The following is a 16,647-nucleotide window of genomic DNA, read 5'->3' on the forward strand; positions in this document are numbered from 1 at the left end:
ACAACTTCATGGAGGCACGTGTGAGCGAAGTAGCGGGAGAAGTGCTGCGCGACGACAGTCTGCTCGACGAAGGGTTGGTGACGCTCACGCTCTCCAATCCCACCAAACTCAACGCCATCTCGGTGGCGATGTGGCGCGCGCTGCGCGCACATGTGCAGGCGCTCGACGAGGACTCGCGCGTACGCGCCATCGTCGTTCGCGGCGCGCAGGGCAACTTTGCCGCCGGGGCGGATATCGAGGAGTTTCCGGTCGAGCGCGGCAGCTATGACACGTTGCGTCGCTATCACGGCGAGATCATCGGACCGACGCTCGATGCGCTGGCGCGCTGCCGTCACCCGAGCGTCGCGTTGATCGAAGGCGTTTGTGTGGGCGGTGGCATGGAGATCGCCACGCACTGCGATTTGCGCATTGCAGGGCAGGGGGCGCGATTCGGCGTGCCCATCAACAAACTCGGGTTTCCGATGGCGCCGGGCGAGTTGCGCGGCGTACTGGCGCTGGCCGGTCGCGCGGCGACGCTCGAAATCCTGCTCGAAGGGCGGGTGTTCGGCGCGAGCGAGGCGCGCGAGAAAGGCCTGCTGACTCGCGTGGTCGACGACGAGGCGCTCGAGGAGGCAGGCTACACTTGCGCGCGGCGCATCGCGGCCGGCGCGCCGCTCGCCGCGCAATTGAACAAGTGGCTGATCGCGCGTCTTGCACCGAGCGTGCCGCCGCTGTCCGAGGCGGAGTGGCAGCGCGCCTTCTCCTACTGGGACTCGCACGATCACCGCGAAGGCGTGGCCGCATTTCTCGAGAAGCGGCCGCCCGATTTCCGAGGGCGTTGAGCGCCTTGTGTGCCTGATGCGCTTCGCCTTCTCTTTGCCATGTTTATCGACGCATTTTTCGTTCTGATTGATTTCCGGTTCTGTTTATGACGCAAGACGCCAACCTCTATCGACTCTTTGCCGAACGCTTCCCTGCTGACAAATCGGCGTGCGCCATCGAGACCCCCGAAGGGCTTTACTACAGTTGGGGCGATCTCGAGCACGCCAGCGCGCGCATCGCGAACCTGCTTGCGAGTCTGGATCTGACGCCCGGCGCGCGCGTTGCCGTGCAGGTCGAGAAGTCGCCCGAAGCGCTGTTGCTGTATCTCGCCACGCTGCGTGCCGGGTACGTCTATCTGCCGCTCAACACGGCGTATCGCGAGGGCGAGATCGCCTATTTCGTCGAGAATGCCGAGCCGGATGTGGTGGTGTGTAGTCCGTCGAACTTTGGCTGGGTCTCGAAGATCGCCTTCACGAACGGTGCGAAACACGTCTTCACGCTGGGCGACGACCGGACCGGCTCGCTGCTTGAGCGCGCGGCGTGGTTCGGCGACACGTTCGAGACGGTGCCGCGCGCACCCGACGACCTCGCGGCCATCCTCTATACCTCGGGAACCACGGGGCGCAGCAAGGGCGCGATGCTGTCGCACGGCAATCTTGCGAGCAACACGCGGGTGCTGCATGCGTTCTGGGGCTGGCGCGAACCGCAGTCGGACGGGGGCGGCGACGTGCTGCTGCACGCGTTGCCGATCTTCCACGTGCACGGCTTGTTCGTCGCCAGTCATGCGGCACTCTACTCCGGCAGCAAGATGATCTGGATGTCGAAGTTCGATGCGCGCGAAGTGCTGCATCAACTGCCTAGGGCCACCGTGTTCATGGGCGTGCCGACGTATTACGTGCGACTGCTCGCCGAGCCGGGTCTGAATCGGGACGTATGTCGCCATATGCGTCTGTTCATCTCGGGCTCGGCACCGCTGCTGCGCGAGACGTTCGACGCATTCAGCGAGCGCACGGGGCACACGATTCTGGAGCGCTACGGCATGTCGGAGACGGTGATGCTCGTCTCGAATCCGTATCATGGCGACGCGGCGAAGGTGCGTCGTGCAGGCACCGTCGGTGTGCCGCTGCCGGACGTGACCGTGCGTGTGGTGGGCGACGACGGCCAGCCGAGTGCGCAAGGCGACATCGGGCATATTCAGGTGAAAGGGCCGAACGTCTTTGCAGGCTACTGGCGCATGCCGGAGAAGACGGCCGAGGAATTTACCGGTGACGGCTACTTCAAGACCGGGGACGTGGGTAGGTTCGATGAGGACGGCTATGTGCACATCGTCGGCCGCTCGAAGGATCTCATCATCTCCGGCGGATACAACGTCTACCCGAAGGAAATCGAGGGCTTCATCGACGAGATGGACGGGGTGGCCGAGTCCGCCGTGATCGGCGTGCCGCACCCCGATTTTGGCGAAGCGGTGGTCGCGGTCATTGTGCCGCGCGCCGGGGCGCAGGCACCCGACGAGCGCGCTGTGATCGATGCACTCAAGCAGCGCATTGCCAACTTCAAGGTGCCTAAGCGTGTGCACGTCGTCGCGGAATTGCCGCGCAACACGATGGGCAAGGTACAGAAGAATCTGCTGCGCGACAGGTTCAAGTGAGACGTTTGCGATACGTTGTCACGTGAGGCGCCAGTTCCGACGGGATCGCACGCAAGAGGCGTTTCTCGTGCGGCGGGTGTCACGTGGTGCGGCAATGTGACGCGCCGTTGTCATGGCTTGCGGTCGGTGACGGTCACGTCAGTCGAAAAAAATGCCGCCTCCGGACTTCGGAGGCGGCATTGCTTTTTGCGCGCCCCGCAGATCTGCGGGACGGCGCGCTCACTTCATCTGCACCGTGCCTGAGACCGTGACGGTGACTTGCGTCTTGCCGCCTTCGAGTTGCATCGGCGGCGCCGCGTCGGCGCTGGCGCTCATGGCCATCGCCTTCATCGCGTACGGGCGCGGCATCGTCGGCGCGTTCGAACCGACCTGCACCTGACGGATCGTGTAGCCGCTGTAACCGAACGCCTTCACGTTGTTCTGCGCCTGATTGCGAAACGCCTGAATCGCCTGATTCGTCAGCTCGGCCTGCGTCTTCTCCTGCGCTTCACGCGAGAGCGAGAACGACACGCCGTCCATTTGCATCTGGTCCGAGATCTGGCTCGCGAGACGCGACGCCGCGCCGAAATCCTTCGACGTCATTTGCAGTTCCGTGCGACCGCGCCAGGCCGTGATTTTGCCGTCGCGGTTGGTCGTCGGATACAGCGAGACGTTACCGGTGTGCACGTCGACAGCGCTCTGGCTCTTGGCGACGGACATCGCCTTGTTCGCCTTTTGCGTGAGGTTGCGCGACACGGTGGCCGCGTCAGGACCTTGCTCCTGCGCGGACATGGTGATGTGCACGGTGTCCTGTTCGACTTCCTTCGTGGCGTTCGCTTCCAGACCCAGCACGCCGGAAACCTGACGCGTCGATTCGTCACCCGACTGGGCATACGCGGCGTTGGCGGCAGTCGCAATCAGAAGAGCGGCAGCGAGAGACTTGCGCATAGTGTTGTCCTTTTTTAAATATAAGTTCGCATCTTGGCGGCGAACGTTTGACCGGTTGATGCCATATCGCTAGCGAGTGGGTACGCACTATGCGTGTGGCGGCAACGTTATACAGACGCTATCGCAACAATTTTGGTTCCCTTGGGATCCTTTTCCCAAATCACGCTCTAAGTAAGTGCTTGCTAATGAATTTCCAATGCTCGGGCGATACCGGGGTGATCGACAGACGGTTGCCACGCGCTAGCACGAGCATGCCGTCGAGTTCGGGCGTCTCGCGCATTTCCGTCAACGGCACGAGCCGCGTCTTGCGATTGAGCTTGACGTCCACAAGCAGCCAGCGCGGCGCGTCGGGCCGTGATTTGGGATCGAAGTAGGGGCTCTTTGGGTCGAATTGCGTGGGATCGGGATACGCTTTCGATGCGACCGTGGCGAGCCCGGCAATGCCGGGTACTGCGCAGCTCGAATGGTAGAAGAGCACGCCGTCGCCCACTTGCATGTCGTCGCGCATGAAGTTGCGCGCCTGATAGTTGCGAACGCCGGTCCATGGAAGGGTCTGCTGCCGGGCGTTGGCGAGGTCGTCGATACTCGCCTCTTCGGGTTCGGACTTCATCAACCAGTAGCGTTGGGTCATGAGGTGTCGGTGTTCGGTGTGGTGCGGTACGGTGGGCATTGTGAGCACATCGCGCACGAAGACGATGCATCTGTCACCGAATGTTTGCCGCACTGCGATATTGGGCCAATTCCTATACTATGCTTTTGTGACCTTTGCGTGACGTTTCATGTACATGTTCAACCGCCTATGCCGATAGGAGCGTGAGTCATGGCAGCAGAGCCGTCTGTTCGTAGCAACGCGTTCATCTTCTATTCCCTTGCCACGGTGTCGTTCATCGAGACCAGTGTCCCCGAGTTTGTCTCCACGCTCAACCAGATGTATGGCGACGACGACGAGATGCGCACGTGGCTGCAAGATACCTGGCTGCCCGAGGAAGTCGAGCACGGGCGACTTGCCAAAGACTATATCGCCCGTGTGTGGCCGGAGTTCGACTGGTCCCAGGCCTATGAGGCGTTTCTCGCGCGCTACAAGCCACGCTGCGACGTGCAATACATGCGCCCGTCGCTGGCGCTCGAGGCGTTGTCGCGATGCGTCACCGAGACGCAGACGGCCATGATCTACCGCTGCCTCGAATCGTATATGCCGGTCGAGGAACTCAAGCAAATGATGCATAAGCTGAGCAGCGAGGAAGTTGGCCACTACCGCTATTTCCGCAAGACCTTCGACCGCTATAACGCGGTGGAGCAGCACGGGGTCATCAGCCGGTTGCGCACGATGGTGGCGCGTAGCGAACTCGTGCGCGACGAAGACATCGCGTTTGCCTTCGAGCCGCTCAACCGCTTCTGGCGCACGCCGCCGCCGTTCGAGACGATGACGTGGGATGCCTTCCTGGAAATGTCGGGGGAGGTCATGAAGCAGTACATGCCGGTGGAGGCCGCCACGCGCATGATGTTCAAGCCGTTGGAGACCGGATCGTGGTGGCGCGACCGTCCGGTCAAGGCGTTGATGGCGTTCATGGTCAGGCGCCAATACCCGCAGTTGGGAAGCGAGGCCTGAGCTCGGAGGCACGCCGGCGCGCAGCGCATCCTTCGATCCGGCCGTCCGATCCTTTGCGACAGACGAAAAAAACCCCGCCGAGGCGGGGTTTTTTCGTTGCCGGTAGAGCGTATTACTTGCTCGTGCCGACGACTTCGACTTCCACGCGACGATCCGGTGCGAGGCAAGCCTTGAGCTTGGCGTTAACCGGGCCCTTGCAATCCGTCGTAACCGGGTTACGCTTGCCCTTGCCTTCCGTGTACACGCGGTTGGCTTCGACGCCCTTGCTGACCAGGTAAGCCTTCACAGCTTGAGCACGGCGCAGCGACAGACGGTCGTTGTACTTGTCCGAACCGATGCGGTCCGTGTAGCCCGTAGCAACCACGACTTCCAGATTCAGCGCCTGAACCTTGCCAGCCAGGTCGTCCAGCTTCTGCTTGCCGGCCGGCTTCAGGACAGCCTTGTCGAAGTCGAACAGTGCGTCAGCCTGGTACGTGACCTTTTGCGAAACCGGAGCGACCGGAGCGACCGGGGTCGGTGCCGGAGCTGCGACTTGAGCGATGATCGAACCGTCGCACTTGGCGTTGGCCGTAGCCGGGGTCCAATACGCATCGCGCCAGCACAGTTCGTCCGAGCCGTTCTTCCAAACCCACTCGCCGCTGCCGTTCACCCAGTTGTCGTTGACGGCTTGCTTCGAGGCCGCGATCGGGCCCGGAGCGGTCTGGACGTAATTTTGGGCCATAGCCGAAGCAGCCATCACTGCGGTAGCTGCAACGATCGCGAGCTTAGCGAATTTATTCATATTTCTCCTCTCGAAATGAGATTACCGCAGGTTTACTGCGAGCCTAGACGACAGAACCAAAGTCTTACATCGCTCGAAGTATAACATCGGCAAATGCGCGAAAGCATGGCCCATGCACTTCGAATAATGTCTAACTTATGCCACGGCATTTTGCCATAGCGATTCGGGCGCTCGCGAGAAAAACCCCAGCTTTGCCGCCCGTCGTGGCGCAGTTGTGGTTTGAGCGCAACACCTTTTGAGGCCCCTCGCCAACCGTTTCATTTCTTTCCCGTGTTTGACGTTTTGGCATGCCAGACGTCTCTTGTGCATCGCATCACGCTCGTTTCGGATGCCTATGACGGGCATGTTAGAATCGCACGATCATATCGCCGGCAGCCGCCTATCGCGATTAGGGCTTGATAGACACGGATAATGGATCAGTTCGCCAAAGAAACTCTCCCGATTTCGCTCGAAGAAGAAATGCGGCGGTCGTACCTCGATTACGCCATGAGCGTGATCGTCGGCCGCGCCTTGCCGGATGTGCGTGACGGCCTGAAGCCAGTTCACCGCCGCGCGTTGTTCGCCATGCACGAACTGAACAACGACTGGAACCGCGCTTACAAGAAGTCCGCGCGTATCGTCGGTGACGTCATCGGTAAGTACCACCCGCACGGCGACGCCTCCGTCTACGACACCATCGTTCGCATGGCGCAGCCGTTCTCGCTGCGCTACATGCTGGTCGACGGCCAGGGTAACTTCGGTTCGGTCGACGGCGACAACGCCGCCGCCATGCGATACACCGAAGTTCGTATGGCCAAGATCGGCCACGAACTGCTTGCCGACATCGACAAGGAAACCGTCGACTTCGGACCGAACTACGACGGCAGCGAAAAGGAACCGCTGATCCTGCCCGCGCGCATCCCGAACCTGCTGCTCAACGGTTCGTCGGGCATCGCCGTGGGTATGGCGACCAACATCCCGCCGCACAACCTCAACGAAGTCGTCGAGGGCTGCCTATATGTATTGAAGAACCCGGAAGCGACCGTCGACGAATTGATCGAGATCATTCCGGCGCCGGATTTCCCGACTGCCGGCATCATCTATGGCATCTCCGGTGTGCGCGAAGGTTATCGCACCGGCCGTGGCCGTGTGGTGATGCGCGCGAAGACGCACTTCGAAGACATCGATCGCGGCCAGCGCGTGGCGATCATCGTCGACGAACTGCCGTACCAGGTTAACAAGCGCTCACTGCTCGAGCGGATTGCCGAACTCGTCAACGAAAAGCGTCTGGAAGGTATTTCCGACATTCGCGACGAGTCGGACAAGAGCGGTATGCGCGTCGTGATCGAACTCAAGCGCGGCGAAGTGCCCGAGGTTGTCCTGAACAACCTGTATAAGCATACGCAATTGCAAGATACGTTCGGCATGAACATGGTAGCGCTGGTCGATGGCCAGCCCAAGCTGCTCAATCTGCGCGAAATGCTGGTGCACTTCCTGGCGCACCGCCGCGAAGTGATTACTCGCCGCACGATCTATGAACTGCGGCGTGCCCGCGAGCGTGGCCACGTGCTCGAAGGTCTGGCGGTAGCACTCGCTAACATCGACGACTTCATCGCGATCATCAAGGCAGCGCCGACGCCGCCGATCGCGAAGGCGGCATTGATGGAGAAGTCGTGGGATTCGTCGGTCGTGCGCGAGATGCTGGCGCGCGCCGAGACGGAGACGCAGGGCGGCCTGGCGGCCTACCGTCCGGAAGGGCTCGATGTTGCCGTGGGCGTGCAGCCGGACGGGCTGTACCGCTTGTCGGAGACGCAGGCGCAGGAAATTTTGCAGATGCGTCTGCAACGCCTGACCGGTCTGGAGCAGGACAAGATCGTTTCCGAGTACAAGGAAGTGATGGCGCAAATCGCCGACTTGCTCGACATTCTGGCCAGCCCGCCGCGCGTGACGGCCATCATCAGCGAAGAGCTGACGGCCGTGCGCGCCGAGTTCGGCGACGCCCGCCGCTCGACCATCGAACACAACGCGACCGAACTCGATACCGAAGACCTCATTACGCCGCAGGACATGGTCGTGACGCTGTCTCATTCGGGTTACATCAAGTCGATGCCTCTGTCCGAGTACCGTGCGCAGAAGCGTGGCGGTCGCGGCAAGCAGGCGGCAGCCACGAAGGACGACGACTGGATCGACACGCTGTTCATCGCGAATACGCACGACACGATCCTGTGCTTCTCGAACCGTGGCCGCGTCTACTGGATCAAGGTTTACGAAGTGCCGCAGGGTTCGCGGAACTCGCGTGGCCGTCCGATCGTCAATATGTTCCCGTTGCAGGAAGGCGAAAAGATCAACGTAGTGCTCCCGGTCAAGGAGTACACGGAAGATCGCTTCGTGTTCATGGCAACGAGCTTGGGCACGGTCAAGAAGACGCCGCTCGCGGCCTTCAGCCGTCCGCTCAAGAAGGGCATCATCGCCGTGAATCTCGACGACGGTGACGTGCTGATCGGCGCGGCGATTACCGACGGCGCCCACGACGTCATGCTGTTTTCCGACGCCGGCAAGGCCGTGCGCTTCGACGAGAACGACGTCCGTCCGATGGGACGCGAGGCGCGGGGCGTGCGTGGGATGCAGCTCGAAGACGGTCAGACCGTGATTGCGTTGCTGGTCGCCGAAAACGAGCAGCAGTCCGTATTGACGGCGACTTTGAACGGCTACGGCAAGCGCACGTCGATCACGGAATATACCCGCCACGGCCGTGGCACTAAGGGTATGATTGCGATCCAGACGAGCGAGCGCAACGGCCGTGTGGTTGCCGCAACGCTGGTCGAGCCGGATGACGAGATCATGCTGATCACGACCGGCGGGGTGCTGATTCGCACGCGCGTCTCCGAGATTCGCGAAATGGGTCGCGCCACGCAAGGGGTGACGCTGATCAGCCTGGACGAAGGTACGACGCTCTCGGGTCTGCAACGCATCGTTGAGTCTGACGCGGAAGTTGCTGAAAATGGCGACGCGCAAGGCGACGATGAGACGCCGGAAGCGGATGTCACGGAGTAATACCGGCGTAACTCGATGTAATCTAGGGGTGCATTGCCCCGAAAAGTCAGTAGAATCTGGCCCGATGCAGTGAAGTGCCCAGGCGAGGATGCATCTATTTATCGTCAGCGAAGGCCGACGAACTTTGGAGTGACTATTACTATGCAACACAACGTCAAGAAGTGGATGTGGCTGCTGCTCGCAGCACCGGCAATGGCAATGGCTCAGCAGAGCGCTCCGCTTGACGCGGACAAGAAGGCAGCGATCAAGGAACTGCTGGACGCCATCGACTCGAATAAGCTCGTGACGGCTATCGGCGAAGGCGCCCAAGCGCAAGCCAAGCAATTGGCACCGCAAGTGCTCGAGCGCCAACTGGTCGAGAACAAGACGTTGTCCGATGCTCAGAAGCAAGCGATCGTGCCCACCCTGCAACAGAATTCGGTGCAGAAGCTGGTCGACGGCGCAGGCAAGGTGTTCACGTCCGACCAATTCAAGAACGACGCTGTGCAAGCTCAATACGCTGCATACGGCAAGAACTACTCGACGGAAGAAATCAAGGGTCTGACCGCTTTCTACAAGAGCGCCGTCGGCCAGAAGTACATCAAGGTGCAGGATCAGGTCGGCCAGGAAGTCGTTGGCGGTCTGATGCAGAAGTACATGCCGCAATCGATCGACGCGACGAGCAAGCAAGCTGACGCCGAAATCGCTGCGGCCGCCAAGTCGGCACCGAAGGCTCCGGCCAAGAAGTAAATTTCGGCGAGTCCCCTCGGGGATTGCCGGATAATGGCCGTTTGCGAGAGATCGCAAACGGCCATTTTGCGTTTAGGGGATTCATCCCCCCCGAAGCGGGGCTGGCGTCAGATCGGATCATTCCGAGAAGCGATCGGTCGGCGTCTGAATTAAGGCGGGTGCCCGCACCTGATGCCTAACTGGCGGTATAGTGAGTCTTTGCCGCAGCCGCTACATGAATCATCGGATATATCGCGAGATATCACGGGGCATCGCGCGAATCCAGCCAAGATGTGAAACGCAAGCCGCACGGGTCGAGTTCCGCCGGCTTGCGTTTCACTTTTACTGCAGTAAATCCAATATGACGCGCGCTTTCAATTTTTCCGCCGGCCCGGCTGCGTTGCCGGCCGAGGTCCTCACCCAGGCGGCCGAGGAGATGCTCGAATGGCACGGTTCCGGTATGGGCGTGATGGAGATGAGCCATCGCGGTCGCGAGTTCATGAGCATTCTGGCGCAGGCGCAAGCCGATCTGCGCGAACTGCTGGCAGTCCCGGACAATTACCGCGTCCTGTTCATGCAGGGCGGCGCGCTTGCCGAGAACGCCATCATCCCGATGAATCTGCTGGGCGGTGCGCGTGCCAATGAGCGCCGCACGGCCGATTACGTGGTGACCGGTTCGTGGTCCGTCAAATCTGAGAAGGAAGCGCGCAAGTATTGCGACGTCAACATTGCCGCGAGTACCGAGGCCGAGAAGTTCACGCGCTTGCCGAAAGTCGACGAATGGAAGCTGTCGAAGGATCCGGCGTACGTGCACATTTGCACGAATGAGACCATTCACGGCGTGGAGTATTTCTGGACGCCCGATCTGGCGGCGGCCGGCTTGCCGGACGTGCCGTTGGTGGCCGACGTTTCCTCGCATATTCTTTCGCGTCCGATGGACGTGTCGAAGTTTGGTGTGATGTACGGCGGCGCACAGAAGAATATCGGCCCGTCGGGGCTGACGGTCGTCATCGTTCGTGACGATCTGCTGGGCCGCGCGCTGCCGTTCACGCCGAGCGCTTTCGACTGGAAGATCGTGGCCGAGAACGATTCGATGTTCAACACCCCTCCGACGTACGCGATCTATATCGCCGGTCTGGTGTTCCAGTGGCTCAAGCGGCAGGGCGGTCTGGCGGCAATGGAGGCAGCGAACAAGGCGAAGGCCGATCTGCTGTACGGCTATCTCGACGGCAGTGGCTTTTATCGCACGTCGGTCGCGCCGGATTGCCGCTCGCGCATGAACGTGCCGTTCTTCCTGAACGACGACGCATTGAACGAAACTTTCCTGGCCGGCGCTCGCGAGCGCGGCCTGCTGCAACTCAAGGGCCACAAGTCCGTGGGAGGCATGCGCGCCTCGATCTACAACGCAATGCCGCTTGCCGGCGTCGAGGCACTGGTCGACTATCTGCGCGAATTCGAGCGCAGCCACGGCTGACGAGGGCACATCGCCAGTGCGACGCGTGTTCCTCAACTTGATTGAGAACGTCGTGCTGGGAGTTGCCTGACCATGTCACATAGCAAGAAGACAATAGGCTCCATGGAAGACGATCTGAACGCATCGCTGCGCCCCTTGCGCGAGAAAATCGATGCTATCGACGCGCAGCTGCTCAAGCTGTTGAATCAACGTGCGGCCGTCGCCCTCGAAGTGGGTGAGGTCAAAAAGCGCTTCGGCGCGGCGGTGTTCCGCCCCGAGCGCGAACTGCAGGTGATTTCGCGTCTGCAGCAAGCCAACGACGGCCCGCTTTACGGCGACAATCTCGCGTCTATCTGGCGCGAGATCATATCGGCCAGCCGCGCGCTGGAGAAGGTGATGACCGTGGCATATCTCGGCCCGGCGGGAACCTACAGTGAGCAAGCGGCCTTGTCCTATTTCGGTCAGAGCGTGAAGGGCCTGCCGTGCCCGTCGCTCGACGAAGTATTCCGCGCCGTCGAAGCGGGCAGTGCCGATTTCGGTGTCGTGCCCGTCGAGAACTCGACCGAAGGCGTGGTGTCGCGCACGCTGGACCTGTTGCTGCAAAGCCCGCTCACCATCGGTGGCGAAGTGGCGCTGCCGATTCATCACAACCTGATGTCGCGCACCGGCACGCTCGACGGCGTGACACGTATCTGCTCGCATGCGCAGTCGCTGGCGCAATGTCAGCATTGGCTCACGGCACACTTTCCGCAGCTTGAGCGTCAGGCCGTGTCGAGCAATGCCGAAGCCGCCCGCATGGCGGCAGCCGACCCGTCCATTGCGGCGATTGCCGGTGAGTCGGCGGCGACGCAGTACGGACTTCAAATCGCTTTCTCGCACGTGCAGGACGACCCGCATAATCGCACGCGCTTCGTCGTCGTCGGTACGCAGGACCCTGCACCGAGCGGTCGCGATCAGACGTCGCTGATTCTCTCCGTGCCGAACCGCGCCGGCGCGGTGGTGGCGTTGCTCGAACCGCTGGCGAACAACGGCGTGTCGATGACGCGTTTTGAATCGCGTCCCGCGAAGAGTGGTACGTGGGAGTATTACTTCTACGTCGACTTCGAGGGGCATCGCGACGACGAAAATGTCGCGAAGGCGCTCGAGGCGCTTCGCCAGAATGCGGCTTACTGCAAGGTGCTCGGGTCGTACCCGCGTTCCGCGTGAACGACAGGCCGCCCACCATGCCTCTTAATAAACTCGTTATCTGCGGCGTCGGACTGATCGGCGGTTCGCTGGCACGTGCGCTCAAAGCGGCGGGCGCGGTGAACGAAGTCGTGGGTGTCGGCCGGACCGAAGCCTCGCTCGCCCGCGCGTGCGAACTCGGTGTGATCGATCGGGCCGCAACGTCGATGGCGGACGCGGTTTCGGGGGCGGACGTCGTGCTGCTCGCCGCACCCGTTGCGCAGACGCCGGCGCTGCTGGCGGCCATTCGCCCGCATCTGAGTGGTGAGACGATCGTGACCGATGCTGGCAGCACCAAGACGGACGCCGTCGCCGCCGCGCACGAAGCGTTGGGCGATGCGGCCTGGCGTTTCGTGCCCGGGCACCCGATTGCCGGGGCCGAGCTGTCCGGCGTCGACGCCGCAAAGGTCGATCTCTACCGCGACCGTCGCGTCGTGTTGTGCCCGCAACCGGCCAATCGTGCCGACGATGTTGCACGCGTACGGGCAATGTGGGAAGCGACCGGTGCGCGCGTCTCGGAGATGACCGAGCGACAGCACGATCACGTGTTCGCGTCGGTCAGCCACTTGCCGCACGTGCTGTCGTACGCGTTGATCGCGCAGATCCTCGACGCTCCGGATGCTGCGCTAAAGTTCGGATTCGCTGGCGGTGGTTTTCGGGATTTCACGCGTATTGCGGCGTCGAACCCGGAGATGTGGCGCGACATCTGTGTCGCCAACCGCGACGCACTGCTCGCCGAGCTGGACGGCTATCTCGCCACCCTCGGCTCACTGCGTCAATTGATCGATGCCGGCGACGGTGCCGGTCTCGAGGCTGTGTTCGCTCGCACCAGTCAGGCGCGAACGGATTGGGCCAAGCAACAGGAAAAGTAATGGAAAGGCTCGATCTCGGCCCTTACGGCCACGCCGAAGGCACGCTTCGTCTGCCCGGCTCGAAAAGTATCTCGAACCGCGTACTGCTGCTCGCGGCGCTCTCGCGCGGTACGACGCACGTGCGTGAGCTGCTGGCGTCGGACGACACGCAGGTCATGCTTGATGCGCTGGCCGCACTGGGTGTGAAGTGGACGCAGGTCGGCGACTCGCGCGATTTCATCGTCGAGGGATGCGGCGGTGTGTTCCCGGTGAAGGCTGCAAAGCTCTTCATGGGGAATGCGGGCACCGCGATTCGTCCGCTGACGGCAGCGTTGTCGCTGAGTCGCGGCGACTACGAGGTCTCGGGTGTGGCGCGGATGCACGAGCGTCCCATTGGCGATCTGGTGGACGGGTTGCGTCAGCTTGGCGCGCAGATCGATTACCTGGGCAATGCCGGGTACCCGCCGTTGCATATCAAGCCGGCTGAGGTGGTCGCGCCTGCCGCCCCGATTCGTGTGCGCGGCGATGTGTCCAGTCAGTTCCTGACGGCGCTGTTGCTGACGTTGCCGCTGTTGCCGTCCACGACGGGTGAGATCGTTGTGGAGGTCGAGGGCGAGCTGATTTCGAAACCGTACATCGACATCACGTTGCGCCTGCTGCGTCGATTCGGGATCGACGTGCGTCAGGACGGCTGGTCGCGATTCACGCTGCCTGCTGCGGATGCCGATGGTGCAAAGTACCGCAGTCCGGGCGAGGTGCGTGTTGAGGGCGACGCATCGTCGGCGTCGTACTTCCTCGCGGCGGGTGCTATCGGGGGTGGGCCGTTGCGTGTCGAAGGTGTGGGGCGCGACAGCATGCAGGGCGACGTGCGTTTCGTCGACGCACTGGCGGCAATGGGCGCGCGCGTCACGATGTTCGACGACGCCATTGAGGTGCACGGCATCGACACGCCCTCGGGGAAGCTGCGTGCCGTGGACATGGACTTCAACCACATTCCCGATGCCGCCATGACGATTGCCGTCGCGGCCCTGTTCGCGGACGGTACGACGACGCTGCGCAATGTGGCGAGTTGGCGAGTGAAGGAAACGGACCGACTGGCGGCGATGGCGATCGAGCTTCGCAAAGTCGGTGCGACGGTGGAAGAGGGGGCCGATTATCTGCGGGTGACGCCGCCGGCTACGCTCACTGCCAATGCCGCTATCGACACCTATGACGACCACCGTATGGCGATGTGCTTCTCGCTCGTGAGTCTGGGCGGCGTGCCGGTCACCATCAACGATCCAAAATGCGTCGCCAAGACATTTCCGACGTACTTCGCGGAGTTCGCACGCGTCGCGTCATGACGGCCGGATGGGGTATCAACGATTGTCGCGGATCGAATCTTCGCTGAGGCGTGATGGCTTCGGCGAAGTCCGTTTTATTCGTGCCCTTGTCGGTGCCCTTATCCGGGCTCTTATCCTCGTCCGCTCAAGGTCTGCCAGAGCAATACGCCATTGAGCGCAACGATCGCGCCAGCGATCAGCCATGCAGTCGCAAGTAGCACCCCGCGCACTCGCCATTGCCCCATGAGCTTCGCGTCACCGGCAAACCGTACCAGCGGGATCACGGCGAACGGCAATTGCAGACTCAGAACGACCTGACTGAAGATCAGCGAGTTCGTCGTCTGCGCTTCTCCACCGTGGCCAACGATCAGCAGGGCAGGCACAAGCGCCAGCGCGCGCGTGATGAGCGCGCGTTGCCAGGGCTTCATGCGCAGGTTAAGAAAGCCCTCCATCGTGACCTGACCGGCGAGCGTCGCCGTTACGGTCGAATTCAGGCCGCAGGCGAGCAATGCGACCGCGAACATCACGCCGGCCCATTGGTTGCCGAGCAGCGGCGCGAGCAACTTGTGTGCATCGCCAAGTGACTCCACCGACGTGTTCCCACTCGCATGAAAGACAGCCGCGGCCAGGATCAGCAGCGCGGCGTTGATCACGAACGCGAAACCGAGCGAGAGTGTGGTGTCCCATTGGGTCGTCCGTAGCGCACGCTGCATGGCCGCAGGCGTGCGTTCGGGCATCGTCTCGCCTCGCATGCGAAGCAGCGCCGAGTGCAGATAGAGGTTGTGGGGCATGACGGTCGCGCCGAGAATGCCGGTGGCGAGCCAGAGCATGCCCGCCTGCGCCACGATTTCGCTGCGCGGACGCAAACCGGCGGCGGCTGCGCCCCAGTCGGGATTGGCGAGCGCCAGTTGCGCAGCGAAACATCCCGCCGTCAGCAGGATCAATGCGGCGACAGCACCTTCGAGGCGTCGCTGCCCAAAGCCTTGCAACCCCAGCATCGCGAACGCGAGAGCCCCTGCGAGCACTACGCCCACGGGTAACGACAGACCGAACAGCAGTTGCAACGCCACCGCGCTGCCGATGATCTCGGCAAGATCGCAGGCAATGATGGCGATCTCGCAAAGCCCCCATAACGCCAGCGAGGTGCGACGGCTATACTGGCTACGTGAGAGTTGCGCAAGGTCGCGTCCGGTCACCAGACCCACGCGCGCGGCCAACCACTGCAACAACAATGCCATGACGCTCGAGAGCAAGACGACGCTCAGTAGCGTGTAGCCATAGCGGGCGCCACCGGCGATGGCCGTGGCCCAGTTGCCCGGATCCATATAGCCGACGGCGATCAGCGTTCCCGCCCCGGCAAACCCCATCCATCGCTGCGCGCGACGCGGCGTACGGTTTTGCTGATCGGGTGGCGGCACCCATTCGGGGCCAGCTAAGGGATAATCGCGGCTTTGCATGGCAGTGACATCTTCCGGCGGCGCCTAACAGCGCCTACATCTAAATGATAATCATTATTATTTAGAAGGGAAGTATTATTTTTTAATGTGTTGAATAGACAGAGACGAAGGGATGCCTGATTTGACGGTGGTGGACGACTCGATTCCGGTCATTACGGTGGATGGCCCGACGGCATCCGGCAAGGGGACGGTGGCGCACCGTGTGGCCGACGAGCTGGGCTTTCATTACCTCGACAGCGGGGCGCTTTATCGGCTGACCGCGCTGGCGAGCGCACGCCACGGGATCGATCCGGACGACGTCAGCGCACTGGCGGTGCTTGCCGAAACGCTCGACGTGCGTTTTCGCGATCAGCGGATCTGGCTGGCCGGCGAGGATGTGACCGATGCGATCCGAGCAGAAGCGATCGGCAACCGGGCGTCGAGTATTGCGGTGCACAAGGCGGTACGCCAGGCGCTCAGGGCGCTCCAGCGGGGCTTCAAGACGGCACCGGGCCTTGTGGCGGACGGCCGCGACATGGGTACGGTGATCTTCCCGGAAGCCGATCTGAAGGTCTTTTTGACCGCCACGCCACAGGCGCGTGCCGAGAGGCGGTATAAGCAATTGATAGAAAAAGGATTTTCTGCTAACATAGACAGTCTCATGCTGGATCTTGAGGCGCGTGATGCGCGGGATCGTACCCGTGCCGAAGCGCCGCTAAGGCCGGCAGAGGGTGCGCGGGTACTCGACACATCGGGGCTCAACGTCGATCAGGCGGTGGCTCAGGTGCTCGAATGGTTCGCGCAAGTGCAGTACCCGCAAGGCGCCTGACCGGGTGTTTCATGCAGTCATCCGG

The 16,647-nt window shown here is 62.0% G+C and carries 14 protein-coding genes; 10 read left to right on the forward strand and 4 right to left on the reverse strand.

Going from position 1 to position 16,647, the window contains the following annotated elements:
* The first annotated feature begins 8 nt into the window (after positions 1-8).
* Positions 9-821: an enoyl-CoA hydratase/isomerase family protein gene (locus MB84_RS06085; RefSeq protein WP_084010006.1), complete on the forward strand. Its 813-nt coding sequence runs from the start codon at positions 9-11 to the stop codon at positions 819-821.
* 86 nt (positions 822-907) lie between these two features.
* A complete protein-coding gene (locus tag MB84_RS06090; RefSeq protein ID WP_046291125.1) occupies positions 908-2,449 on the forward strand; it encodes a malonate--CoA ligase in 1,542 nt (513 codons plus the stop codon).
* A 219-nt stretch (positions 2,450-2,668) separates the two neighbouring features.
* On the opposite strand, the gene MB84_RS06095 is transcribed toward MB84_RS06090, so the two are convergent.
* Both MB84_RS06095 and MB84_RS06100 read right to left on the reverse strand, forming a co-directional pair.
* On the reverse strand, positions 2,669-3,376 hold the full coding sequence (locus MB84_RS06095; protein ID WP_046291126.1) for an SIMPL domain-containing protein: 708 nt from the start codon (positions 3,374-3,376) through the stop codon (positions 2,669-2,671).
* A gap of 160 nt (positions 3,377-3,536) precedes the next feature.
* On the reverse strand, positions 3,537-4,007 hold the full coding sequence (locus tag MB84_RS06100) for an EVE domain-containing protein (protein WP_046293473.1): 471 nt from the start codon (positions 4,005-4,007) through the stop codon (positions 3,537-3,539).
* 189 nt (positions 4,008-4,196) lie between these two features.
* Between MB84_RS06100 and MB84_RS06105 the strand changes: the two genes are divergently transcribed.
* Positions 4,197-4,985, forward strand: coding sequence for a hypothetical protein (locus MB84_RS06105; RefSeq protein ID WP_052653011.1), 789 nt, complete (start codon positions 4,197-4,199; stop codon positions 4,983-4,985).
* A gap of 112 nt (positions 4,986-5,097) precedes the next feature.
* Here the strand turns inward: MB84_RS06105 and ompA are convergent, their stop codons facing one another.
* Positions 5,098-5,766, reverse strand: a complete 669-nt coding sequence (gene ompA / locus MB84_RS06110; RefSeq protein ID WP_039400094.1) for an outer membrane protein OmpA — start codon at positions 5,764-5,766, stop codon at positions 5,098-5,100.
* Positions 5,767-6,177: 411 nt separating this feature from the next.
* Between ompA and gyrA the strand changes: the two genes are divergently transcribed.
* The 6 genes from gyrA (at position 6,178) to aroA (ending at position 14,378) form a co-directional block, all read left to right on the forward strand.
* Positions 6,178-8,799, forward strand: a complete 2,622-nt coding sequence (gyrA, locus tag MB84_RS06115) for a DNA gyrase subunit A (protein WP_046291127.1) — start codon at positions 6,178-6,180, stop codon at positions 8,797-8,799.
* 141 nt (positions 8,800-8,940) lie between these two features.
* Positions 8,941-9,528, forward strand: coding sequence for a DUF2059 domain-containing protein (locus MB84_RS06120; protein ID WP_052653013.1), 588 nt, complete (start codon positions 8,941-8,943; stop codon positions 9,526-9,528).
* 340 nt (positions 9,529-9,868) lie between these two features.
* On the forward strand, positions 9,869-10,981 hold the full coding sequence (gene serC / locus MB84_RS06125; RefSeq protein WP_046291128.1) for a 3-phosphoserine/phosphohydroxythreonine transaminase: 1,113 nt from the start codon (positions 9,869-9,871) through the stop codon (positions 10,979-10,981).
* Positions 10,982-11,083: 102 nt separating this feature from the next.
* Positions 11,084-12,166, forward strand: a complete 1,083-nt coding sequence (pheA, locus tag MB84_RS06130; RefSeq protein ID WP_046291129.1) for a prephenate dehydratase — start codon at positions 11,084-11,086, stop codon at positions 12,164-12,166.
* A 17-nt stretch (positions 12,167-12,183) separates the two neighbouring features.
* Positions 12,184-13,056 (forward strand): prephenate dehydrogenase, encoded by an 873-nt coding sequence (locus MB84_RS06135; protein ID WP_046291130.1) that lies wholly within the window; start codon positions 12,184-12,186, stop codon positions 13,054-13,056.
* On the forward strand, positions 13,056-14,378 hold the full coding sequence (gene aroA, locus MB84_RS06140; RefSeq protein ID WP_046291131.1) for a 3-phosphoshikimate 1-carboxyvinyltransferase: 1,323 nt from the start codon (positions 13,056-13,058) through the stop codon (positions 14,376-14,378). Before MB84_RS06135 ends, aroA begins: the two co-directional genes overlap by 1 nt.
* 110 nt (positions 14,379-14,488) lie before the next feature.
* Here aroA and MB84_RS06145 read toward each other — a convergent pair whose 3' ends face one another.
* Positions 14,489-15,814: an Nramp family divalent metal transporter gene (locus MB84_RS06145; protein ID WP_046291132.1), complete on the reverse strand. Its 1,326-nt coding sequence runs from the start codon at positions 15,812-15,814 to the stop codon at positions 14,489-14,491.
* A 112-nt stretch (positions 15,815-15,926) separates the two neighbouring features.
* On the opposite strand from MB84_RS06145, the gene cmk reads away from it, so the two are divergent.
* A complete protein-coding gene (cmk, locus tag MB84_RS06150; RefSeq protein WP_211279352.1) occupies positions 15,927-16,622 on the forward strand; it encodes a (d)CMP kinase in 696 nt (231 codons plus the stop codon).
* Positions 16,623-16,647: the final 25 nt, after the last annotated feature.

It is taken from the genome of Pandoraea oxalativorans (assembly GCF_000972785.3).
GTDB classification, from domain to species: domain Bacteria; phylum Pseudomonadota; class Gammaproteobacteria; order Burkholderiales; family Burkholderiaceae; genus Pandoraea; species Pandoraea oxalativorans.